This is a genomic window from Enterobacter chengduensis, from assembly GCF_001984825.2.
Lineage (GTDB): Bacteria > Pseudomonadota > Gammaproteobacteria > Enterobacterales > Enterobacteriaceae > Enterobacter > Enterobacter chengduensis.
Map to the genome: position 1 here is coordinate 1,161,710 of NZ_CP043318.1, position 21,361 is coordinate 1,183,070.

General features: G+C 48.4%; 24 protein-coding genes and 6 pseudogenes. 10 read left to right on the forward strand and 20 right to left on the reverse strand.

All coding sequences use genetic code 11. The features are described from left to right. Window positions 1-9: 9 nt before the first annotated feature. Window positions 10-705, reverse strand: a complete 696-nt coding sequence (locus FY206_RS05755; protein ID WP_023336806.1) for a B3/B4 domain-containing protein — start codon at window positions 703-705, stop codon at window positions 10-12. Window positions 706-748: 43 nt separating this feature from the next. Here FY206_RS05755 and FY206_RS05760 point away from each other — a divergent pair, with 43 nt between their 5' ends. Both FY206_RS05760 and FY206_RS25455 read left to right on the forward strand, forming a co-directional pair. Further along, on the forward strand, window positions 749-1,351 hold the full coding sequence (locus FY206_RS05760) for a helix-turn-helix domain-containing protein (protein WP_001581470.1): 603 nt from the start codon (window positions 749-751) through the stop codon (window positions 1,349-1,351). A gap of 62 nt (window positions 1,352-1,413) precedes the next feature. Continuing rightward, window positions 1,414-1,859 (forward strand): annotated as a pseudogene (locus tag FY206_RS25455) (GNAT family N-acetyltransferase); the annotation flags it as partial. A gap of 568 nt (window positions 1,860-2,427) precedes the next feature. On the opposite strand, the gene FY206_RS05770 reads toward FY206_RS25455, so the two are convergent. The 5 genes and pseudogenes from FY206_RS05770 to FY206_RS05795 form a co-directional block, all read right to left on the reverse strand. Then, window positions 2,428-3,048, reverse strand: a complete 621-nt coding sequence (locus tag FY206_RS05770) for an inovirus Gp2 family protein (RefSeq protein ID WP_023336807.1) — start codon at window positions 3,046-3,048, stop codon at window positions 2,428-2,430. Between the two features lie 462 nt (window positions 3,049-3,510). Then, window positions 3,511-4,275, reverse strand: a complete 765-nt coding sequence (locus FY206_RS05780; protein ID WP_006809977.1) for a hypothetical protein — start codon at window positions 4,273-4,275, stop codon at window positions 3,511-3,513. A 135-nt stretch (window positions 4,276-4,410) separates the two neighbouring features. Beyond that, window positions 4,411-4,632, reverse strand: a complete 222-nt coding sequence (locus FY206_RS05785) for a helix-turn-helix domain-containing protein (protein ID WP_003847740.1) — start codon at window positions 4,630-4,632, stop codon at window positions 4,411-4,413. Next, a complete protein-coding gene (locus FY206_RS05790) occupies window positions 4,629-5,078 on the reverse strand; it encodes a hypothetical protein (RefSeq protein WP_124053099.1) in 450 nt (149 codons plus the stop codon). Before FY206_RS05790 ends, FY206_RS05785 begins: the two co-directional genes overlap by 4 nt. Before the next feature lie 105 nt (window positions 5,079-5,183). Then, window positions 5,184-6,583: pseudogene (locus FY206_RS05795) on the reverse strand (tyrosine-type recombinase/integrase). 309 nt (window positions 6,584-6,892) lie between these two features. On the opposite strand from FY206_RS05795, the pseudogene FY206_RS05800 reads away from it, so the two are divergent. Next, window positions 6,893-7,240, forward strand: a pseudogene (locus FY206_RS05800) (Arm DNA-binding domain-containing protein); the annotation flags it as partial. 1 nt (window position 7,241) lies between these two features. On the opposite strand, the pseudogene FY206_RS05805 reads toward FY206_RS05800, so the two are convergent. Next, window positions 7,242-7,460, reverse strand: a pseudogene (locus FY206_RS05805) (ATP-dependent helicase); the annotation flags it as partial. Window positions 7,461-7,492: 32 nt separating this feature from the next. Here FY206_RS05805 and FY206_RS05810 point away from each other — a divergent pair. Beyond that, complete coding sequence (locus tag FY206_RS05810; protein ID WP_045889991.1) at window positions 7,493-7,807, forward strand: hypothetical protein; 315 nt, start codon at window positions 7,493-7,495, stop codon at window positions 7,805-7,807. On the opposite strand, the gene FY206_RS05815 is transcribed toward FY206_RS05810, so the two are convergent. The 7 genes and pseudogenes from FY206_RS05815 to FY206_RS05845 form a co-directional block, all read right to left on the reverse strand. Continuing rightward, on the reverse strand, window positions 7,804-8,073 hold the full coding sequence (locus FY206_RS05815) for a PDDEXK family nuclease (RefSeq protein ID WP_032638351.1): 270 nt from the start codon (window positions 8,071-8,073) through the stop codon (window positions 7,804-7,806). The genes FY206_RS05810 and FY206_RS05815 overlap by 4 nt on opposite strands. Further along, window positions 8,073-8,555, reverse strand: a complete 483-nt coding sequence (locus FY206_RS05820; RefSeq protein ID WP_032638353.1) for a class I SAM-dependent methyltransferase — start codon at window positions 8,553-8,555, stop codon at window positions 8,073-8,075. The genes FY206_RS05815 and FY206_RS05820 overlap by 1 nt, the downstream gene beginning before the upstream one ends. After that, the gene (locus FY206_RS05825) at window positions 8,545-8,766 is read right to left on the reverse strand and encodes an ANR family transcriptional regulator (protein ID WP_077064280.1); all 222 of its coding nucleotides are present in this window, start codon (window positions 8,764-8,766) and stop codon (window positions 8,545-8,547) included. Before FY206_RS05825 ends, FY206_RS05820 begins: the two co-directional genes overlap by 11 nt. A 10-nt stretch (window positions 8,767-8,776) precedes the next feature. Further along, on the reverse strand, window positions 8,777-8,974 hold the full coding sequence (locus FY206_RS05830) for a hypothetical protein (protein WP_032638357.1): 198 nt from the start codon (window positions 8,972-8,974) through the stop codon (window positions 8,777-8,779). Next, window positions 8,971-9,183, reverse strand: coding sequence for a hypothetical protein (locus FY206_RS05835; protein WP_032638359.1), 213 nt, complete (start codon window positions 9,181-9,183; stop codon window positions 8,971-8,973). Before FY206_RS05835 ends, FY206_RS05830 begins: the two co-directional genes overlap by 4 nt. Window positions 9,184-9,188: 5 nt before the next feature. After that, window positions 9,189-11,254 (reverse strand): annotated as a pseudogene (locus FY206_RS05840) (DNA polymerase). Window positions 11,255-11,257: 3 nt separating this feature from the next. Next, the gene (locus FY206_RS05845; RefSeq protein ID WP_032638360.1) at window positions 11,258-11,446 is read right to left on the reverse strand and encodes a hypothetical protein; all 189 of its coding nucleotides are present in this window, start codon (window positions 11,444-11,446) and stop codon (window positions 11,258-11,260) included. Here FY206_RS05845 and FY206_RS05850 point away from each other — a divergent pair. Next, window positions 11,445-12,131, forward strand: coding sequence for a DUF4145 domain-containing protein (locus tag FY206_RS05850; RefSeq protein WP_045889989.1), 687 nt, complete (start codon window positions 11,445-11,447; stop codon window positions 12,129-12,131). The two genes, FY206_RS05845 and FY206_RS05850, sit on opposite strands and share 2 nt — an antisense overlap. Window positions 12,132-12,173: 42 nt before the next feature. Here the strand turns inward: FY206_RS05850 and FY206_RS05855 are convergent, their stop codons facing one another. Further along, window positions 12,174-12,722, reverse strand: a complete 549-nt coding sequence (locus FY206_RS05855; protein ID WP_032638362.1) for a DUF2815 family protein — start codon at window positions 12,720-12,722, stop codon at window positions 12,174-12,176. 14 nt (window positions 12,723-12,736) lie between these two features. Beyond that, window positions 12,737-13,108: pseudogene (locus FY206_RS05860) on the reverse strand (DUF2800 domain-containing protein); the annotation flags it as partial. A gap of 46 nt (window positions 13,109-13,154) precedes the next feature. On the opposite strand from FY206_RS05860, the gene FY206_RS05865 reads away from it, so the two are divergent. The 5 genes from FY206_RS05865 to FY206_RS25765 all read left to right on the forward strand — a co-directional run bounded on the left by FY206_RS05865 (window position 13,155) and on the right by FY206_RS25765 (window position 15,876). Beyond that, window positions 13,155-13,394, forward strand: a complete 240-nt coding sequence (locus tag FY206_RS05865) for a hypothetical protein (RefSeq protein WP_032638364.1) — start codon at window positions 13,155-13,157, stop codon at window positions 13,392-13,394. Next, on the forward strand, window positions 13,394-13,711 hold the full coding sequence (locus FY206_RS05870) for a S24/S26 family peptidase (RefSeq protein WP_032638367.1): 318 nt from the start codon (window positions 13,394-13,396) through the stop codon (window positions 13,709-13,711). Before FY206_RS05865 ends, FY206_RS05870 begins: the two co-directional genes overlap by 1 nt. Before the next feature lie 546 nt (window positions 13,712-14,257). Then, window positions 14,258-15,322, forward strand: a complete 1,065-nt coding sequence (locus FY206_RS05875) for a hypothetical protein (protein WP_045889987.1) — start codon at window positions 14,258-14,260, stop codon at window positions 15,320-15,322. After that, window positions 15,319-15,618: a DUF6966 domain-containing protein gene (locus tag FY206_RS05880; protein ID WP_025912594.1), complete on the forward strand. Its 300-nt coding sequence runs from the start codon at window positions 15,319-15,321 to the stop codon at window positions 15,616-15,618. The genes FY206_RS05875 and FY206_RS05880 overlap by 4 nt, the downstream gene beginning before the upstream one ends. Before the next feature lie 81 nt (window positions 15,619-15,699). Further along, window positions 15,700-15,876 carry a thermonuclease family protein gene (locus FY206_RS25765; RefSeq protein ID WP_322934276.1) on the forward strand — a complete coding sequence of 59 codons (177 nt, stop codon included), beginning with the start codon at window positions 15,700-15,702 and terminating at the stop codon, window positions 15,874-15,876. Between the two features lie 70 nt (window positions 15,877-15,946). Here FY206_RS25765 and catA read toward each other — a convergent pair whose 3' ends face one another. The 4 genes from catA to FY206_RS05900 all read right to left on the reverse strand — a co-directional run bounded on the left by catA (window position 15,947) and on the right by FY206_RS05900 (window position 21,298). Continuing rightward, window positions 15,947-16,624, reverse strand: coding sequence for a type A chloramphenicol O-acetyltransferase (gene catA / locus FY206_RS05885; protein WP_032638369.1), 678 nt, complete (start codon window positions 16,622-16,624; stop codon window positions 15,947-15,949). A 63-nt stretch (window positions 16,625-16,687) separates the two neighbouring features. After that, window positions 16,688-18,619, reverse strand: coding sequence for a putative bifunctional diguanylate cyclase/phosphodiesterase (locus FY206_RS05890; protein ID WP_032638371.1), 1,932 nt, complete (start codon window positions 18,617-18,619; stop codon window positions 16,688-16,690). Window positions 18,620-18,636: 17 nt separating this feature from the next. Continuing rightward, a complete protein-coding gene (locus FY206_RS05895) occupies window positions 18,637-19,131 on the reverse strand; it encodes a putative pterin-binding protein (protein ID WP_032638373.1) in 495 nt (164 codons plus the stop codon). Window positions 19,132-19,513: 382 nt separating this feature from the next. Then, window positions 19,514-21,298 (reverse strand): diguanylate cyclase, encoded by a 1,785-nt coding sequence (locus tag FY206_RS05900; RefSeq protein ID WP_032638375.1) that lies wholly within the window; start codon window positions 21,296-21,298, stop codon window positions 19,514-19,516. Between the last annotated feature and the right edge of the window lie 63 nt (window positions 21,299-21,361).

Here is a 21,361-nt window from a genome sequence, read left to right on the forward strand (position 1 = left end):
TCAATGGTATTACGGTTGTTGCTCTTCAATGAGAGTTACGTCAACCCGCAGACCTGGCGTCATTGCTTCGAGGCCATCGGTCAGCATCTTCCCGGCTTCGTGAAGTTTTTCCAGTGGCATTTGCGGCAGACTCTCCAGAATAAACCACATGTGCTGTGCTTCCACATCTAAGCGGGTTCTGACTCCTTGTCGCCAGTTCCAGCGACGGCAGGTCACACCGGCATCATCACGCCAGATAACTTCACCTTGCGAAGGATATTCAACGGCGATTTCACCCTCTTTTACCGTATCAAACGGCTCAGTGCCTGTTGCCACAACGAGGCGTGGTAGCCCCTGATAGGCAGCAATGTTCTCGCCCCCCACCGGCACGGCGTAGCGAAGGCTAACGGCATTATAGAGATCAACGATGGGGTCAAGTGCTGGCATCGCGCCGTCACGTAATACACGCTTACGTAACGCATCAGCTGAACAAGGGGTGCGTTTAGGCTTAGCGCCAAACGTCTGAAAAATCTCAGCCCATGCAGCTAAATGCGATTCTGCCCACTCAGGCTCACCGACAAGAACCGCTTCACAAGCTTCTCTCAGCGCTGTTTCACCAATATCAGGGTTCAGCACCGGCGCAGCGTTTACATAGATACTGAGTGCCCGGAAACCGGGTGCAATACGATAAATTTCAGGGGCAATTGACGGAGATACTGTTAACACGGAATAATCCTGTAATGACCAATTTAAATCATGATAATGACCAATGACTAAAAAAGTCAATTTAATGACCGATGCTGGTTCGATTGCCAGCACAGTAAATGAAGCTGTATCTCAGCGGATTAAGCTGTATCGCAAACAAAAAAAAATCTCCCTTGATGAACTCTCCCGCCGGGCGGGCGTCAGCAAGGGTGCACTGGTTGAAATTGAGGGGTGCCGGGCAAATCCCAGTATTGCTCTGTTGTGCCGCCTGGCCGTCGCGATGGGGGTTTCGGTGGCAGACTTTGTGGATGTCAGTTCGAAACCAACGGTGCATCTCATCGCTGAAGAGGAAATCCCCGAATTATGGCAAGGCGAAAAAGGCGGACGAGCCAGACTGCTTGCAGGATCAGGTGGCCCTGATATGACCGAGATGTGGATGTGGGAAATGCAACCGGGGGAAAAGTTTGCTTCCCCCGGCCACACAGATGGAACGCTTGAATTGTTTTACGTCCAGGAAGGCACACTCACACTGGGTGTACAAGATCACCTGTATCAAGTGAACACCAACTGTTCGGCAACCGCGAGAACAGACGTTGCGCATTGCTATGAAAACCGAGGAGCGAGCCCATTGGTGTTCATCATGACGGTACATGAGAAATCATCCTGAGAGTTACCCAACATACCGTTCGGTCCTGTCTCGTCACATATTCGTTTACAAGGAGTTAATCAGTGGATAACCCGCATCTCAGTTTTACTAAAGACCTGTTTACGGTCACAACCGATCCCGCTTTTTTGAGCTGGAAGCCATTCATGATTACCTTTCGCAATCGTCCTGGGCTCCTGGTATTGATATAGAAACGGTCAGTGTATCTATCCAGAACAGCCTTTGTTTTGGCCTACTGGATGGCACAAGACAGATCGGTTTCACCCGTCTGGTGACAGACTTTGCCACTTTTGGTTATTTGTGCGACGTCTACGTGCTGAACGACTATCAGAAAAGTGGCCTCGGTCGTTGGTTGATTGAATGCTGTCACGCCCATCCATTGATGTCACGCCTGCGACGGATAATGCTGGTCACTGACAGCGCCCCTTGGCTATACCAGAAAATGGGGTATCTCCCGTTGAACCGACCAGACTTTGTCTGGCAGATCAACCGACCAGACATGTATCGTAAAACCGAAGGTACTGTAACAGTTGAAAAAGTAGGGGCGGCATTTGCATTGATCAAATGCCACCATAGGCCTGAAGCAGAATATGAATTTACTGGTGAGTTTCTCGGGCTTTCACACGAGCTGAAGTTTGCAGGGAAGAATTTACGAGAACTGAGAGAAACTGGCTGTTCTATTTATGGAATTTATCAGGATGAATACGGCATGACCTTACTTCCTGATCATCCCGGCATTAAACTGGCCGAAATACTAGCGGTATCAAATATAGGACTGAATAAATTTTCGGTTTACATGGGATGTCGCGAGCAAGAGATAGTTGAATTGTTGAACGGTTCAGTTTCACTGACGAAAGCTATGGCACTCCGGTTATCGCATGTAGTCGGTGGAAGTTGGTCGAAGTGGATGTTAATTCAAGAGCAGTTTGAATTACAGTTGGCACAACGAGAGATTAAAGAATTAATGATTTTGACTAATATCGGGGATGAGGTCGTTGGATTATAGTAAAACAACCATCTTTAACTGATGGGTTTGGCCTTTCCATCCATAAGAAAGGCCATTTCTGTAAAAAAATAAATTACCCGCGACTGCAGCCGAAGCTACGGTCGCCATCTCCGTATACTTTTGTATCAAGTTTAGCCAGGTAGTCAAGACGATTCAGTAATTTATTGTATTCTCCTTCAAAGTTAAAATCATTGACGTCTAATATATAACGACAATTTTCAGGGTAGTGAGCCAATCCCGGATAATCATCCAGTTCCAATCCCAGTGCGCTATACCATGCTCTTACAATCATCATCCTTAAATTGCTTTCAGCCTCATAATCACCTAAATGGTAATAAGCATCTTTGTTAAAAAAAAGACCAATATGAAAATGACATTTTCCCTCTTCGGAAAACTCCCTTACCCAAACATGACGAACTCGGTTTGGATATATTCTTTTACCGTTGGCGGCTCTGGCTCTCTCATTGGCCTCCAACATGGCATTTAATGCATTACGGAAACGGGATATGGCACCAGGCTCTAGATTAGGAAAACAGCAAACAGTATCACCTCTGTCTAGAATGGGGGGGTAATGTACATCAACACGTAATGCCATTGTTCTGGGGAATTCACTGAGTGCATCATTGACGACTCGTTCAATATTTTTTTTATAGGCGAGCACATGCTCACCATGTGAACCATGATATAATTCCATGTTTCGATCCTGTAGCTAGTCCTACGGCTTTCGATAGCCGTATATAGTAATATGATAAGACATAGTTGAATGTCTGTAATTAGTTATGTTAATTAACTGTTGGTAGTAATGATTGCTTTATAATACCTTTCCAACAATAAAACTTGTTATCAACCCATTACCCGTGCAGTAAAATACTTAAAAAGTAACTCTGCAATTATGATCATCCAAAGATACCATTATCCCAGTATCTTTTTACCGTGGAAATGCTTATTCCTAAGATCTTTGCCACCTTGGATTGAGAGTAATGCTTAGCCTTCTCATTCTGAATTAGATAAGAATATTTACTTCCTTCAGGTCTTCCCTGCATTTTCTTTGGTTTTGTTTTGTTAGTAGGCATCTTTTGCTCTCATCTAGCTATTAGGCAATAACTCCATACTGTCGAGATGTATGTAAACTAAGTGGTTATGCTTAACATTGGTATCAGAATGTATGGTTTACTTCACCGTTAAAGGGATTAATAATGATGGCATCTCCTCCTTTCATCGCCTTTTGAGGTGTATCGCCTTCGGCAATTACCGGAACCATTACCGCTAGATCATTTGTGTAATAAATTGGTATCCAGCAATAGCATGATTGTTTAGGGGGAGTTTTATTTCTTTTCAATACTGCCTCAACTCCAAATGTAATAAGTTCAAAGATTGGCATAATCACAATGCTGCTCAAATCAAAAAAACAACCATCGTAGACTGTGTCCTTTATCAGTATGATATTAGATAACCCTCCTGCAATGAGATGTTTGCGGTTCACGCGCCGATCTGTGTAAATAAAAATTGCTTTTTTTACATTGAAACTTTTTATAATGTATGAGAGCTTTTCATGAATTAATTTTTTTTCGCTCTTTCCCATCTTATCATGTGGTATTTTGTGCGCATAAAAATCTTGATCGACAACCTCGTTCCGGTGTCGAATGTGAGTGTTCCAGACGGAATAAAAAAACTCTTCGTAAGTTAATTTTGGCTCACCCCGTGCGATTGAGGGGGCCTTCTCTTCAAAAATACAGCCTAATGTTGACTCCAAAGTTTGAGCTATATGATATTGCGATGTTATTTTATTCAATGCTGGGGCTGTGGCGTTTAACAAAAATGATATCACCTCTGACCTAGAGTATCCTTTTGCATTGCTATAGTCGTCGATTGCATCAATAGTTGATTTTTTGTTTGCGCTGAAAGTGATGCGTTTTTTCATATGTATCCTTGACTTTCGTTAATGTAAAATGTGATAAACGGTGGTGATTTAGTATCTTTTATTGACGGATTGTTTCTGTTAATTAAGCCAGCTATTCTTTAGAATAGCTGGGGAGTTATGATTTTGAGGCTGCTGTTAATTACAATATACTGAGAAGGTTAATAGGAACCTATCAATGTCTTTGCGTAACCAATAATGTCGGCTGTTAATTTTCTTTGGGCGTGGTAAACCATTAGGCAGCTTGTCTTGGCAAAGCCATTTTCGAATTGTTTGGGCTTTAAGGTTTAATAGATGTGCTAACTCACTTGTGGAAACAAGTTCAGATAAAGATGTTCTGGATTGCTCATATATGCTCATGCTACCACCTCAATGATTGAGATGCAGGCATATACAAAAAGTAATGAAATTAGAAGGGAAAGAAAGGACCAAAAAGAAAACGAAAAAGCCAAGCTTGAATAAGCTTCAGGGTCAGGGTCACTACCTTCGCTTGAGCCGGATGAGGTACTTTTAGTTGATTTAGACGCATTACCTTGCGAGTTTTCGGCCAGATTTTTGTGCGAGATGATACGTGCAAAAAAAACGCCCAAAGTTTTATGTCGATTGTTTTTATTGTATAAAGAGTTTTTTTCATTGAGGTGTCCAAGAGCAGCTCGAATCCTGATGTTCATCTGTCTTTCCTGAAATATGGACTCAGCACAGGTTTGTCGCTGCTTACTAGAACGAACAACTTTGATCTTACCCACGACCCGTACTATTCGAGCCTTTGAGCTAGTTTGCGCAGAACTCATCAAAGAATTAGACATAATGCTTTATCTCCTGATTTAAAAGTGGACGATGGAATTTAAACCTTAAAATACACTTATGTCAACGATGGATGTTGTTCTGTAATCTATTGATATTAAATGAAATCAACGCATATCAACGGTTATTTTTTTACAATATTTGCTTGCTGTAAGATCCACCTCTCAATTTTTTCATGCCATTTGCGCAACAGATCTAACGGACGACGGCGGTAGTGTTTTTCCGCCAGTGCACTTGGTTTGTGTCCCATAATTTGAGCAACAATACCTGTTGGCACTTCAACCCATTCAGCAAGAGTGCCAAAACTACGGCGTAAGCCGTGAAGGCTGATATGTGGTAACTCAGCTCGAGCTAACGCTCTGTTGTGTCCTGAACGCGGTTCAATAATTTTGCCACTTTTGCTGTTACTTCTGAAAACCCAACCCTCCTTATTTACGTCAGAATTTGGGAATTGCGCTAGCGCACTTAACAGCTCAGAAACATAAGGAGTGAGAGGGATGATACGTTCGCCTTCGATCTTGTCTTTAATCCTCATGCTTGACCATTTGAAATCTACGTCAGACCACCGAAGTGACGCAATTTCTTCACGCCGTGCACCGGTGAGCAAAAGTACTTGGAGATAGGCCGATGCAATGGGATTATTGAGGCTACGTACGGCACTGAACCAGATTTTTAACTGTTCTTTTTGTAAGCAATCTCCCGCTTTACTCGCTGATACTGGAACCACTTTTCTCACGTTATGATCTTGTGCAATATCGCCATGGATTATTCCCTGATATTTTTTCTGGTAATTAGCCCATTTGATAAATGCACGCAACAGCCGGTAGGCATGAGCAGTGACGGTAGGCCGATTTTGTCTCTCTGTACTTAGCCATGCGGCAATGTTCTCTGGTGTTAGTTCCGATAACGGTAGGTCGAGTAAGCTAGCCAATGGTCCAGCCGAGGTTGGGCCCCGGCCTCTTTTTTTACTTACCCCTCCACGGCTGGACAAGTTAATGTGATCGGCAATGTATCGAGTAGAATATGGGCGTTTAGTTTTTGCGCTGATTCCGGTTCTCAATTCTTCAAGGTAATCTTCCCAAGCGCTTGTGAAGGTTACCTTCGTTTTACGAGATTCAGCCTGCTGTGATTCCGCTTCAGCAATTTTTTCTGCCTTAGCTATACGCGGATCTATTCCAGTATCGATTAATGTTTGCAGCCGCCTGGCTTCGGCCCTGGCATCATCAATCCTCCAATCGTTAATGTTGCCAATGGTCATGCGAAGGGTTTTTCCCGCATATACGCTTTGGAACACAAAAGCTTTTGTTCCGCGAGTTGCCCGACATGCCAGGGAAGTTACGTCCGCATCCCAAAGAAATGCCTGGGTTTTTCCTTCAGATAAAGCAAATTTTCGAATGCGCTCGAAGGTGAGTTTTTGTCTTGGAAGTGCCATTTTGGGGCTCCAGATGAGAAATGTTACATCACCATAATGTAACTGCTGGTGTAAGTAAAATGGGGGAATAAACATCAACACCTGTCAATTTTTATCAACAGGTGTTTTTAATAACACAATGTTTTATAATGAATTACTTGTTTTAAGAGTAGGTTTTTAAAGGGGTAAAAATATAATAACGTCGCATTCGTAATGCGAAGGTCGTAGGTTCGACTCCTATTATCGGCACCATCTTTTCATCCAGTACCATCCCCAGTCGTCCATTTTTCCTTGTTTTTCGAGGTGTTGGCTGTTTTGTTTGTCCGCCGTTATCCACCTTTTACCGTTGCAATCCAAATTTAAAACGGGTACATAATCGGGTATCTGAGTTTGAGGCGGGTACCTATGAAACTAAACGCGCGACAGGTCGAGACGGCAAAGCCTGCGGAGAAAGACTACAAGCTGCCGGACGGTAACGGGCTTATTCTGCTGGTGAAAACCAGCGGGGCGAAATACTGGCGTTATCGCTATACCTTCGCCGGTAAAGAAAAGATGCTGGCGCTCGGTGTGTACCCGGCTGTTTCGCTGGCGGCCGCTCGGGAAAAGCGAGATGAGGCCCGGCGTAACGTTGCGGCAGGTGTTGATCCAGTAAAAGCCAAAAGCCATGTTGCAGCTGCGGCAGCAAAGACGATCACGTTTAAAGAGATTGCCACAGAATGGCACGAATTCAAGAAGCCGCGCTGGTCGCCTGGGTAACCGCTTCATCCGGCCAGGTGCTGGCCGCCACGCGCAACGGCGCGAGCACCAGCGCGGGCTGTGTCTCTGCGCCCGCCATAAATAGATCTTCCAGAGTGGTGAGCGTCGCCACGGTTTTACCCATGCCCATGCCGGCCCATACGTTGCAGCGCAGAATGTCGATTTCGTGGTTGATAATTAGATCTTGATAGGGGCGTGGCTGAAAAGCTTTTGTCATAATGCCTTTCCACTTTAAAAGGACGTAGCTAAATGAAACTAATTACTCAAAATCTAACGCCAGACGACTTCTTCGCTAATGGCGGTACCATCGAATATGAAGTCGACGCGAATGAGGTTGATGAAACCAATCCTAAATTTTATGAGTTGCCAACAATAAAGCCGAAATTGCATACAGGATTTGAATTGCCTCCATCCACCGTAATTCATGAGCCAAATACAGCACGCTTGATTACAGCTGCCGGAAATAACTGGACTCGCTTTATTGCTAAAGTTTATCGAAAGAATGGGAAAATTATTTATACCCAAATAACTCAAGATCTATATCGAGCTGTTTGTACAATTTAAATAATCCCCTCCAGATTTTTGCTATCCAGCACCACCACGGTAAAACCCAGCGCGCGCAGCCGTTCGTGCTCGCGCAGTTGGTCGGGGCGTGGTGGTTTGCCGGGTGCTTTGCATTCAACAAAGACGAGACGGCCGCCGGGTAGCAGAACAATGCGATCCGGTACCGAGCGGCGACCAGGTGACACGAACTTAAAGGCAACCCCTCCAGCCTTTTTCACTTCGGCGACGAGGTGCTTTTCGATAAGGCTTTCACGTTCGTAGACCATCATTTCCCACCTTTGACGAAAATTACCCAGTGGGTCTTGTCAGCTTTGCCAGTGCGCTGCCAGATGATCGGCTTCTCGTCGGTTAGTGCCAGAACATTGCTTACCGGTATTTGCGTTTCGTTCCATTTGAAGATCAGTACACCGTGTGGCCGCAATACCCTGAACGCTTCAGCGAAACCGGCGCGCAAATCATCGCGCCATGTCTCTTTGTTGAGCCGCCCGTACTTTTTACCCATCCACGCGTTATCACCGACACGCTCGAGGTGAGGCGGATCGAACACGACGACAGGGAAAGTTTTATCGGCAAAGGGAAGGGCGCGGAAATCAGCAATAAGTTCCGGGTTGATAACCAGCTGGCGGCCGTCGCAAAGCTCATGCTGCTCAGCGCGGATATCACTAAATACCGCGCGCTTGTCCTGCTTGTCGAACCAGAACATGCGAGAGCCGCAGCACATGTCAAGAATGGTCTGCTCATACGCCATCGTCCACCGCCTTACTTTTTTCGCGCATGTTCTGCATCAGGCAAAAATCAGCCCGGCGTTCGCTCCAGTCCTGATTAAGTTCGTTACGTGATTCGCGGTTGGCTTTGGACCAGACTTTCGCCGCCCGGTCATATTCACCGGACTGCTCAAGGCGTAAAGCCTCCCGCGCAGTCCGGTAATAAAGCGGACTGTCCCGATATTTAAATGACATAGGGGTTACCTCAGGATGAGAACGCGTCGGTGTCAGGCTGCAACTGGATCATATCGTCGATAGGCATCATGGTGATTGGCCTGTCGCTCAGTGCGCCCAGGGTGAGCTTCGCAAAAAGCCGCTTTTGCTCTTTGGTCAAAAAGACCTGTTTTGTGCCACCGTTCACCAGCACGATGATGGCGAAATTCTGAATATTGCCCTGAGTCATTGCTGTTGGTCCTCCATCTTTTCGATCGGGCGGATGCTGCTCAGCACCAGACGAGTACGGACACCGACGGCACCACCGCGGCGGCCTGTAACTTTGTAGTAATACTCTTTGGGGCCACCCACCCACGTTGTCGGGTTTTGATGCAATTGCACCTGCTTTTCACCGGTGCGGGTAATAACCGTTCCGGTATGCGTTTTTATTACAGCCATAGCGATTAATCCTTACGGTAGTGGTATGCCTCAAAGCCACCAGCGTTCAGCGGGATATCGGGCGCCCATACGGGGTTAGTGGAGAGCAGCGCGGAGAGCGCCTTGTCGTTGAAATCGTCAGTGTCCGGCGCTTCGGTGATCACTTCATCGTGTACAGTCAGCACAATGCTGTAACCGGCATCCTCGATCAGCGGCATGTTTCCGGCCAGAACGTCACGGGCAGCCGCCTGGGTGACGTTTTCCACCAGCTTTCCGCCGTAGGTTTTGAGCCGCTGCCATTTGCGCGAGTAGGAGTTAACGCCCTGATAGGTGATATTCCCCTTCTCGATGGACGGGGATGGGTAGCAGAGTGCGCGCCCGGACGGCAGCTGGATGCGCAGCCATGCACCATCGCGGCGGACTTTCAGATAGCCGCAGTACAGCGTTTTTTGCGGTGTGGCGATGGCGGTGCGGACGGTGCGCTCAAGTTCATACCAGAAATCGCAGGTCGCGGGATGCGCCCGGCGCCACAGGCGCTTGAGCGAGTCACATGCGATGAATACACGCTCGGACAGGCCAAAGGTCGACTTACGTTTAACCGATTCGTCGTACCAGCTTTTTGCCTCGCGGATTACATCGCGGGGGATATTAGGCAGCGCGGCGTTCGCCAGCTCGTCAAGGTCGAGGCCGTAAACCAGGGCGAAGGTAAGAAACGCCGCAACGCCACCACCAAAGCCGAGGCCCAGCTCCATCACCTTGCCGATCTGACGCTGGTATTTATCGACATCGTCCGGTGAGATATTGAATGCGCGGGCGTAGGCCAGTTTATACAGGTCTGGCCCGGTCCCCTCGTCGTACTCACGAAACGCGTCCAGCTTCCACTGCTCGCCGGCAAGCCAGGCCAGTTTTCGCCCTTCGATGTTCGACAGGTCGCTAACCACCAGCTTTTTGCCTTCTGGTGCCATGATGCAGCCGCGCAGCGCTGAGCTGGTCAGCTCCATGATGTTATCGAACAGCAGATCGGCGCATCCGGCTTTCAGCGCCTCGATGCCCTCATCTATCTGGTCCTGCTCAAGAGAAGGGCGGGGCAGGTTCTGAGGCTGGAATAATCGTCCGGCCCAGCGCCCCGTTCGCGATGCGCCGCAGAACTGCAGCGTACCGCGCAGACGCCCGTCACTGCTAACACCCTTCATCAGCGATTTGTACTTACTGGTGCTGGTGGTGCTGGCCTGCAGTCGGATAGCCAGCAGTTCTTTCACCGCCGACGGCAAATCAGGATCCGCCATACGGCGCTCCAGCGTGCTGCGCTGGATGTCCGGCAGCTCCACCCCGTACGATTCAACAATGTGCTTAATCAGCGCATCGCGCTGCGTGGCCGCCTGCACTTCGCCGTCGGTCATTACCTGCGTGCGTTTCGCCAGGCGTTTTGCTCCTGGTCTACTGCCTCGATCGCTGCCTGCGCCAGCTGCACATCCATGCAGACGCCGCGGTCATTGATCTGCTGGTCGCGATGCCAGAGCGCCAGCTCTGTGCCCTTATAATTCCACTTCGGCAGACGCTTATGCACTTCGCGCATAGCCTCGATAACCAGCCCGGCGTAAGCAACAAAGCGCCGCCATTCTTCCGGGTGGGTTTTGCTGGTGGCCCGGCGCAGTTTGCTGTTCTTTGGCCGGGGCTTACAGAACAGCTGGATCAGCGCCTTACCTTCTTTGTCCTTCGCCTTGTCCTGCGGGACGCCCAGCACTTCGCAGAGTGCGCCCAGCGCGCCGGGGAGGCCATGCGCAAGCGCCTGCACCATCGTGTCGCGCCAGCGTGTTACATCAGGAGCAAGCCGCGGTATTGCATGGCGCAGCACCGTGCGGTCGAAATGGGAATTATGGAAATAAAGCAGGGTGTCGGGGTCGGCGATAGCCTTCTGAAGCCTGCCGAGGATAGGTTCGCCATCTGTCAGATCCCAGACGCTAACCGGTTCGTCGCCGATGGCCCAGGCAAACAGCATCACCTCGACACCTTCCGCATAAGCGTGCGTGCCGTTCGTGATGGGTATCTCGCAGTAGGTTTCCAGGTCGCCCCAGAGAATGGTTTCAGACATAGTTCAACCTTTTGAACGGTAGGAAGAAAGTCTCTTGTTCTGCTCGATCAGTTTTCCTATCATTGCAACAATGAATCTCTCTTTTTCTTTTTCAATCATGGTTTCAATAAGTTGATGGAGTTCTATTTCGGGGTGAAATGAATTATTCAACTTATCCTCAATAACAGACAGAAATGGAGTTAAATTACTCATGGCAATGGTTTCCTTAGTTAATATCCCGTGTCCTCACTGTAACCGTGAGAATGCAGTGTTAGAGGTAGAGGGAGAGACATATCAATCCTTAAAGGGTACGCATGCACTTATGGCGATTTGTCGGAGTTGCTCAGGAGGCGTCATTGCAGAAGTACATCCGAATGCACAGGTTGCAAGAAATAATGGCTTTCTGAACTATTCAAAGAGTTATCAAAGAGACATGCTTTTGGACTGTCGGCCTTATTACAGTAGCGAATTCGGGCGTGTTCAATGTACATACCCGGTTGCAGCCTCGTTTCAAGCGCCTGATGCTACCCCCGACAGGGTGGGAAAGTTTTTTGTTGAAGCAAAAGAAAATTATTCTCGGGGAAACTACGAAACCTGTGGGGCTCTGTGTAGAAAAGTGATTGATTTGGCTACTAAGCAAATGGCAATTGCTGAGGATATCTCTGCTTGGAAACTGCAAAAGCGCATGGAGCAACTTAAAGCTAAAGGAGCTATAACCCAAGAAATGTTTGATTGGGCTGATATAGTCAGATTAGATGGCAACGAGCAGACCCATTCAGAGGACGAATTTGATTCTCATAGCGCCAAAGCGGTGATGGATTTTACAGAAACTTTTCTTCTATATGCATTCACATTACCTGCAATGGTTCAGGCAAAAAGAGCAGAATCTGAAGATTAATAGTGTTAAATAGACGCTCGGCCATGCGCCGGGCAGTACGGATTAGATCAGTTCCCCAGCGTCAGCACCTTCGCTGATGTCGTCGAAGTCGTCCGGTGCGGCAACACCTTCGCCAGCGAACGCGTCACCATCACGCAGGAACTGGACGCCACCCAGCGATGCGTTAACGCGTTTGCCGAAGTTGTTGTCCTGCGCCCAGATATCGATTACCGCGTTGACGTAGCAACCAGCATAAGGACGCCCATCAGCCTGGATGAGTGGCGAACGGTCGCGGTCAATGACCGCCGGGCGCGCTTTGTTGGCAGCGTTCAGGAAGAAGTTGCCCGGGAAGCCTTCGTATTCGGCTTTCTCATCACCGTCATGCAGGCAGAGATTGAGCTTTTTCTCCAGCTGGCCGTAAATGGTTTCCCACTTCTCGCCCCATTTTTCCTTCGCTACCTGTTTCAGCGCTTTGCGGACTTCTTCCAGTTGTGGATGTTTCGGATCCATCAGGAAAACAGCAGAGAAGCGCGGGTCGCCTTCGCCGTTCACGGTTTTTGCTTCGAAAAGAGCAGGGAAGGCCAGGCGGACGTTGTTCAGTTTAATTTTCATGGGTATTTCCTTAATCAGATGAGGTCAGCGGCGAGCGCGTCGTCGGACACGTCGTCGAAATCGTTAACAGGGTTGATATTGAGCGCCGGGCGCGGGTCGGATTCGGGGGCGACGGTGGGCTTACCGTCAGCGCGGGTGATCAGCGCTTCGACTTTCGTCCAGCGGCGAGGGCTATCGACCTTAAGCAGATCTTCAGCCTGTGAGGGAGTGATCACCTTCTGGCTATACATTTGTTCTTGCTTAAGTCTGAACGATTTAAGCAATTCTTCGGCTGCTGACTCATCGCTCCATCCGTCGTCTCCTTGAGGAGCACTAACGAGTTTGAAACCCGGTACCGATCCTCTTAAAAGTGAAACATGCCTGCGCTTGATCTGATTCTGTAAAAATACCACTGCATATACATACAGCCAATAAGTGATCAAAGGTGCGTTTATGCCTCGTCAACCGGATATTCGTGCTGCTTTTATTGCGGCTTTACAGCAAAACCCTAAGGGCTATCTCTGCCTGCATACAGACAAATTCATAGCTGAGCTGCAGGAGAGGTACTGGCATTTCAGCCAGGCGGATGCCAATTCATGGATCGAGCGATACCAGCCTGACTTTGCCGATAAGACAACAAACGGAAGCGAGAACCGATACTGGATCCTTCGTAACATGGGGAGGGTTTTCTAATGGGATTTCCATCGCCAGCCACGGATTATCAGGAGCAAAGGATAACCATCGATCTGGTATGCGGGATTGATGGAAACTGCCGGGTGATAGAAACGTCATGTGGTTGGGCCGTGATTAACGTCAGTCTGAAGCCAGAAAGAGGGGATACGTTGCTGGTTAGCATGGACGGTAGAAACCAGTTTGTGAAGCTAATGGGCCAGGCACTGATCACTCAAGATGGTGAAGCGATAGAAGGGGAAGCTCTGAATGATGTAATGGTTTACGGCGTTCTTACACATACGCTGGACCGAGTTAGCGATGATAGAGGTGTCATTTGATAGACGTTTGTTTTACTGAGAAAACACCTGTCATGCTTATACTGTCAACCAACTTGTTTTGTTCCTCAATCGGGAGCGAAATCAAAACGGGTATCAATTCGGGTATCTATCTCATTTGTAAAAATAAAACACAGCAAATACATGTGGTTATTTGCTGTGTTTTACTCCTATTATCGCACCATCTCAACTTCCCCAAACGTCCGTATTCATCCATAAACACCTTGCTTTATAACGATTTTATTTCTTTTTAGTCCGTCGCTGACCGTAACCATCCAGTAGAATCCGATACGGAATGTGTATATGTTCCTGTTCGGTTTGCGCCGTCCGTGGTTAAACAACAAACAGATCTTCGTCATCATTTGCGTTCGGATGGGGCGCTAATGTGGGCAGTCTGTTATCTTCCGCAAGCAGTGTGCTTTCTTCTCTGCGTACAGAACCTGTTGCTTACAGCCACACAACTGGCCATTACCTGCTATATTCGTGTCTTTGCCAGGCTTCTGGAATGAGCGATAATGTAGCACATAACGGCAGCGTAAAAGGGGCAACATGCTTCATCACAGCCAGGCAATGTCACTGGATGACATCTACCTTGAGGACATTCCTCACATTATTCACCCGGATACGGCGGCAGGAGACCTCGCAGATACTGCAAGGCCTAACCGCATCATTCAGGACTGGAATTTGCCACAGGGCTACACCCGGTTTGTCAGCCGGTATCAACTGTACCACTGGCAACATCCCTGGATGGCATACCGTGACACGCTCGACGACATCAAATCCGGTAAGCTCGTTCTGCTGAAAAAAGACATCACCGGCAATGCGATTTCGGGCGTGCTGACGACATCCGGTGACCTTCGCAATGACCTGCCTCTGTTCCTTCAAACTCGACTCCGACACATCCTGTCCCGGCAACTGAAACGCCCGAGATATCAGATCCGCCATGCGGCACCGGTGCAACATGCCCAGGCCGCAAAAACCATCAACAGCAAAACTGCCGGTCGGTTGCTGGCCGCGGGCGGGATCTATAATGGCAATATCGAGGGATTCCGTCAGACCGCGCAGCAGCTCGGTGGTGATGCACCGGCGGGTTACGATCAGGTAATGGATAATAAAGGGCTGATTATCGCTGGTGCTTCTGTTGCTGCGGGCCTTGGCCTGGGCAGACTGGGAACGGCGAGTGAGCTTAGCAATCTTCATGTTCTGGGAAAAGTCGAGGGTGAATACTCGATGATAAAACCCGGACCACTACCTAAAGAGCTGGCCGAAACTTTCTCCAGTGGTACATATAAAGAGATCACACTATCAACAGACACGAGCTTCTACAGAGGTGGTATTGAGGGCCGACCATTAGGTCAGTTTTTCGGATATGAACAACCTCAGGGAGTGCTTCAGACCAGAATAGATAAGGCTCTGCTCCCCAAATGGCCTAACGGAAGTGAATCCCCTCTTGATAGCTATCACAAGATACAAATACCCGCAGGAACGAAAGTATATGTTGGAGAAGTTGGCTATCAAACAGACCTTTTTTCCGGTGGCTCTGAGCAAGTTGTGATACCTACCCCGTGGAAAATACCTGGCGTTAAGATACTTGGAAGTGGTGGTTTGAAATGAAAAATGAAATAAAGAAAACGGTAACTGATATCATCAAAATACTCTCCTCAAATGATGAGGATTCATGGGCAAAAACATTCGAAAAACTAGCCATCGAGCTCGATGTTGATTGTGAGTCATCCATTTACTCGTTGAAAAAACTCTACGGCGGGATGGGATCATTTAACGATATTGTTCTTCATAAAAATGGCATACCTCTCATTCGGGAAAATGACGAGTTAGACGATTTGAGACACAAACTCTACAAGCAGCTTGACCATGCAATCGTTTTGTTAAAAGCAGGTGATTTACCATAGCGTTAGTTTCCGGCGCCGCCAGTAAATTATTGGGTACGCCTCCAGCCTGACAGGGGAAGCGCAGAACCTTACAACAGCCTCATGTGTGTTCGTCTCGTCAGCATCGATGTCCCCGAAAAGAACCTGCCCTTTGGGCAGCGTTCCCGGCAGACATTCTCATCGATAGTGGCGCAGTGTGCCGTCTCCATAACGTGCTGGAACGCAGATTTCTATGGTCCTCTACTGGATACGGTGTGGCCTCACATGGAAAGCGCATAAAATAATGAAAGGCCGGTAGGCTTCTCGCACTCACTCCTGCCAGATGGAAACCATCAGCACTTCTTAAGCATCATGCGCCAGGTTCATCTGACAGCTCCGACAACCCATCGCACATCGCCTGCAACTCATTAAACATCCTTGCCACATGAAAACCATCGCACACCGAATGATGGACCTGCACCGCGAGCGGCAGCAGCACTTTTCCATCCTGCTCGTAGTACTTTCCAAAGGTGAACATCGGTGAAAAGAAGTTCTTCATGTGCGCAATGTTCATCGTAAAGTTGGTAAACGTTACCCACGGAATCGACGACACGAAAAAGACATTTTCCCGTGATTCTCCCTTAGGCCAGTAAGACAGGTTATTGCCATAGCGGGCCGTATCTTCTGCATACGTCTTCTGAAAGTGGTGAATATTGCCATCGTAATGGCTCCACAAGGACGAAAACGTCTCCGTTTCAGGATGGAAAATAGTGTAGCTCGGATGAATTTCATTCCATATAACAAGCTCATTGTCCTTCATGGCCATACGGAACTCAGAATGCCTGTTCATGATTTCAGAAAGGAGAAAAATAATCGTCGGGTAAAACTTCCAGCCGACCTCTTTGATATGTTTTCGCAGCGCGGTGATGTCTATCAGAACCGTTTGGTTAATGGTGCACTCGGCAAACGACTGGAATACCTCGAAATGCTCCTTCCTGGCCCAACGAGATAAATCAACAGGCGTATATTCCGGGACTGCGTTTTTCATTTTTTAACCTTTGATTCGCTATCACAATAATAGTGTTGGGCCAGAAAAAACCGCAACACCATTTCAACCGTATCTAATCTTGCTGTCAATCGCAGGTTGGGGTTTTCCGAACAGGTATCCCTGGACCAGATCGCAGCCAAGCGCCTGAAGACGTTCAAGCTGCGCTTCGGTTTCAACGCCTTCTGCAATGACGCTCATATTGAGGCTCTTGGCCATACCGGTAATCAATTTAACGATATTAAGCGCATCGTCTTGCGTGGATATCGGATTCACAAAGGATTTGTCGATTTTGATTTTATCAAAATTGAGTTCACTCAGCCTGGAGAGCGACGAATACCCCGTCCCGAAATCATCGATGGAAATTTTGACACCCAGCGATCGGAGCTTTTTGAGGATCGTGATCGGCATATTGCTGTCACTGAACAGTGAAGACTCTGTCACCTCCAGCTCAAGTCGGCTAGCCGGTAACCCTGTCTCTTTCAGGATAGTCTGCACCATCGTGGTAAATGATTTATTACCCAATTGAATAGGAGAGACGTTCACCGAGATCCTCGCCGGAACCGCCCAGGACACCGCTTCCCGGCAGGCTAGCTCCAGCACGATTTTGCCGATTGCATTAATCATCCCGGTTTTTTCAGCGACAGAAATAAAGTAATCAGGCGACAGCATCCCTTTTACCGGGTGCATCCAGCGAATAAGTGCCTCATAGCCGTAAATGTCATTGCTGAACGAATCAACAATAGGCTGGTAATAGACAACAAACTCATTGTGATCGAGCGCCAGGGCCATATCATGCTCAAGGGTTCTGCTTTCCTGCAACTTTTGCAGCATCCACTGACGGAAGACTTTAATCTGCTGTGAACCCTCTTTTTTGGCTTCGTAGAGAGCCAGATCGGCAAATTTATACAGGTAATCAGAGCGTCGTTCGTTATCAGATAAAACGATACCCACACAGGTGGCAATTTTTATCAGCTGGTTATTAATGGTGTAGGGTTGGCCGATCCGATCGCTGATTTCCTTGGCACGCGAAACGGCCGCGGTTTCCGTCAGTCCGCTGGAGAGAAGCGCGAACTCGTCTCCGCCCAAACGGTAAAACGTATCCGTGGCGCTGCTCATTGAGGTCAGTCGTCGGGATACCTGATTCAACAGCAAATCGCCCGTGTCATGGCCATAGGTATCGTTGACCTCTTTGAAGCGGTCTAAATCAAAAAGCATCACCGTGACGGGAGTATGGTTTTTATCCGCCTGAAGGTTAATTTTGTTGAGATCGTCCCAGAAGAACAGGCGGTTTTTCATACCGGTGAGGGAATCATGATAAACATCATATTCCAGCTTCGCGTTTTGAAGCTGCAGCGTTTCTTTTGATACCTGAAGCTCGTCAGCAAGGCTTTTCACCTGCATGTGTGCTTTAAGAATATTTTTATTCTGGTAGATCATTAAGAAACCAAGGATGAAGCTTAATATTACCAGGAGTAACGAAAGTGCCGAATAAATATAATAAAGGATTTGTATTTTGTTATTTGATTCATTAACTGTATTAATGTCTTTTGTTAATGCTGTGGCAGAAAGCTGGCTAAGCGGTGCATCAAGATCATGCATATCTTTCAGGTATGCCTGTAACTCCGTATGCGTCATTTTTTCAAGATGGCTGTCCAGATAGGCCAGTATCTTTTCTAAGCGTAAAGCAATTTCTTGATGCGTTTTATCGCTGTCAATGTAGCGACCCAGGTCGCCTCCTTTCATTAAATCGCTCTGGCTGAGCATAATTTCAAGACGCATGCGGACCTGGTCTATCGTAACGTCATCGGTATCGGTTGCGTATAGACCAAGCCATGATTCAAAACGGTAATACTCTGATACCAGTTGTGCCACGGACCAGGACTCGGTGTATTGAGTCAGTTTTTGCAATTCCTGCTGACGATCGTAAACAAGGTATGCAATATATCCTGTCGTGATAAAAAGAGAAAAAATGATACCAACCAGTATCCTGTTCATTATGTTCTCCTGAACGGCTACTCAATCTTCATTTTGCTAACCTGCCATGCCGATCGCGAGTAATAAATCTGATTATTCAACTCAGGAAGACTGTCATAGGGGTAAACAATAAATGAGGGGCCTTTATCGCGAATGCGCATATACTCGCCATTGACTTTTAGGGCCAGTATGGCGTTGTATTTTTTAAAGTCACTGAGCGGGATCACGGTAGAGTAATCGTTGAGCGCAATCACATTCACGTTTGTTCCTTTTGCGCCCACATAATCCATGAGCTTACTCATGGGGACACCCTCAAACTTAGTGCGGCCATTATACCAGGGGGATGTCGTCTCGAAACTCACCATGCCCAGTTTTTCAAGGCTGGCGAGATCAAACACTGCTTTTCCCTCTTCGTTGGTATTTTCTATATTACCGTAAATCGTCAAAATAGGTTTTCCAACGGGCTTTGGCAGTTCACCTGCCCAGGCTAAACTCTGTACCAAACAGCATGCCAGCATTAGGATTATTCGCATCTTAGCCTCCACTTTTTAACAGAAGTATATGAATTATAATTTAGTTATCCTACTAGTTTATATATTTTGTTAAGCAGTCGTGGTTTTAGCGCCTTTTCTTTGTTAAACTCATTAAAATCAATAAGTTGATTGTTTTGAGTTATCGCGTATGTGTGAGTTAAATGAGTCCTCACTTTTTTAAGGCCAGCGAAGGAACGGTAATAGCGTTTCTTTCGCTTAAAAAATGTTCGCTTGCTACCGCCTGTGGTGAAAATGTACAGGCGAGTGGGCACAGAAAGGACAAATCGACTTAAAAATATGCGATCGCCTTCCTTGATGGTTTTTTAAAATATGAACATTACATAGGGACTGCTTTTATTCTGCTGGGGATTCGTTTATCGGGCTAACCTGCCTCCAGCATCCCAAAACTCACGATCCTCGCCCGGCCCAGCTCTTTCGCCCGGTACAAGGCCACATCCGCAGCGCGCAGCAGGTTGTCATTCTGAGCATGCTCTGGATAGCTGGCGATACCAACCGAGACGTCCACCGGCCCAATCTCGTTAAGCCCGTAACGAAGCGACAGATCGTGCACGCCGTCGTAAATCTTCTGCGCACAGGCGTGGGCCTCTGCTTCATCGGCGCCGGGAAGCAGGACCAGAAACTCCTCCCCCCCGTAACGGAATGCCAGACCGCTGTCATGCATCGCCCGCTGAACAATTGACGCCACGCTTTTGATCACCTGATCCCCCGCCTCATGGCCGAAGCGGTCATTAATCGTCTTGAAGTGGTCGATATCGATCATCAGGCAGCTAACCGGTTCATCGTTACGCATGGCCTGCGACAGTTGGGTTTGCAGGGTATCTTCCAGATGATGGCGGTTACGCAGGCCGGTGAGCGGGTCAAACAGGGCTTTTTCGAGCAACGCGTCGCGCAGACGCTGGTTGGCCAGCGCCAGCCCGAGCGCTTCGGCCATCAGTTCCAGATACGCGCGGGAAGGGGCATTGTCCGCCGTGATATTCTGGAAGGAGAGCAGGCCAATAGCCTCCCCCTGGGCGATAAGCGGCACGCACAGCGCACTTTCGGCCTGGGATGCCGGAAGATGGTAGCAGGCGATATCGGGTTCTCCGTTCACCGGAGGATGGCTCTGACCGCGCCGCACGGCCCAGCACTCGTCAGGGTGGAACGTGGTTTCTTCACCGATCGGCGAAAGCCATTGTGCGACGCAGCGCATCTGCCAAGGATCGCGGTCGAGCACGTAGAGCCGGCCCGCTATCCCCGGCGCGATATTCGGCGCAAACAGCTCCGCCACGTTAATCACATCGTTCACGTTCTCACACCCCTGCAGCCGCTGGGTCATGCGCGCCAGCAGCTCGCGGATGGCCCAGTCAGCATCGCGCTCTTTTTCCAGACGCTGGCGCGCAAGGCCGTTTTCACGGAATATGCGGATGGCCTGCGCCATATCGCCGATCTCATCAATCTGGTTGAAGTTGGGCGTTTCCACCGCGTAATCCTGGGATGCAAGACGATGCACCACGTCGCTCAGGCGCACCACGGGGCGCAGCACGCGGCGTTTTAAGATAAAGCCAAGCACAAACAGGAACAGCAGGGCGGTCAGGCCGACCATCAGTTCAGAGGCCGTCCGCAGCGCTTTCGATTTTTTTGTCGCGTCTTTTACGGAGCCGATAACGCGTTTGTCGAGTATCTGACGAAAACGATCGATCTGGTTTTGCGCGCGCTCCAGCTCCTTCTCGTACGGTGCGCCATAGAGCAGGGCAACGGCCTGCGCGTCTTCCCCTTGCTCAACGCTGTTCAACGCGGTTTGTTGTTCGTCCTGCAGCTCATCGATGATTTTTATCCCTTCACGCAGCAGGGAGAGCTCATCATCCGATGCGCCGTTATCGCGCAATTTTTCCAGCCGTATCTCAATATTCTTCAGGCCACTCTCTGACTGATCGTATTCCTTTAACGTTTGGGGATCTTTTTTGATGACGTAAAGGCGCGCTAAATCGGACTGTGCCCATGCGTCAGTCTCGACATCTTCCGTAAGCCGATCGAATCGCTGGCGTTGTTCAACGGCGTTACGCTCTGCCGTGTCAGCATTGGATGCCAACAGCATGATGATGCCGGAGGCGAGGGTCAGGCAGACCGTGGCACCATAGGCCCAGTTTGTTATCGTCGCGATTCGCACCAGATGATCCTTTTACGACATGAGTAGGATGGCGTTCTTCAAATTATAGAAAACGTTTGATTT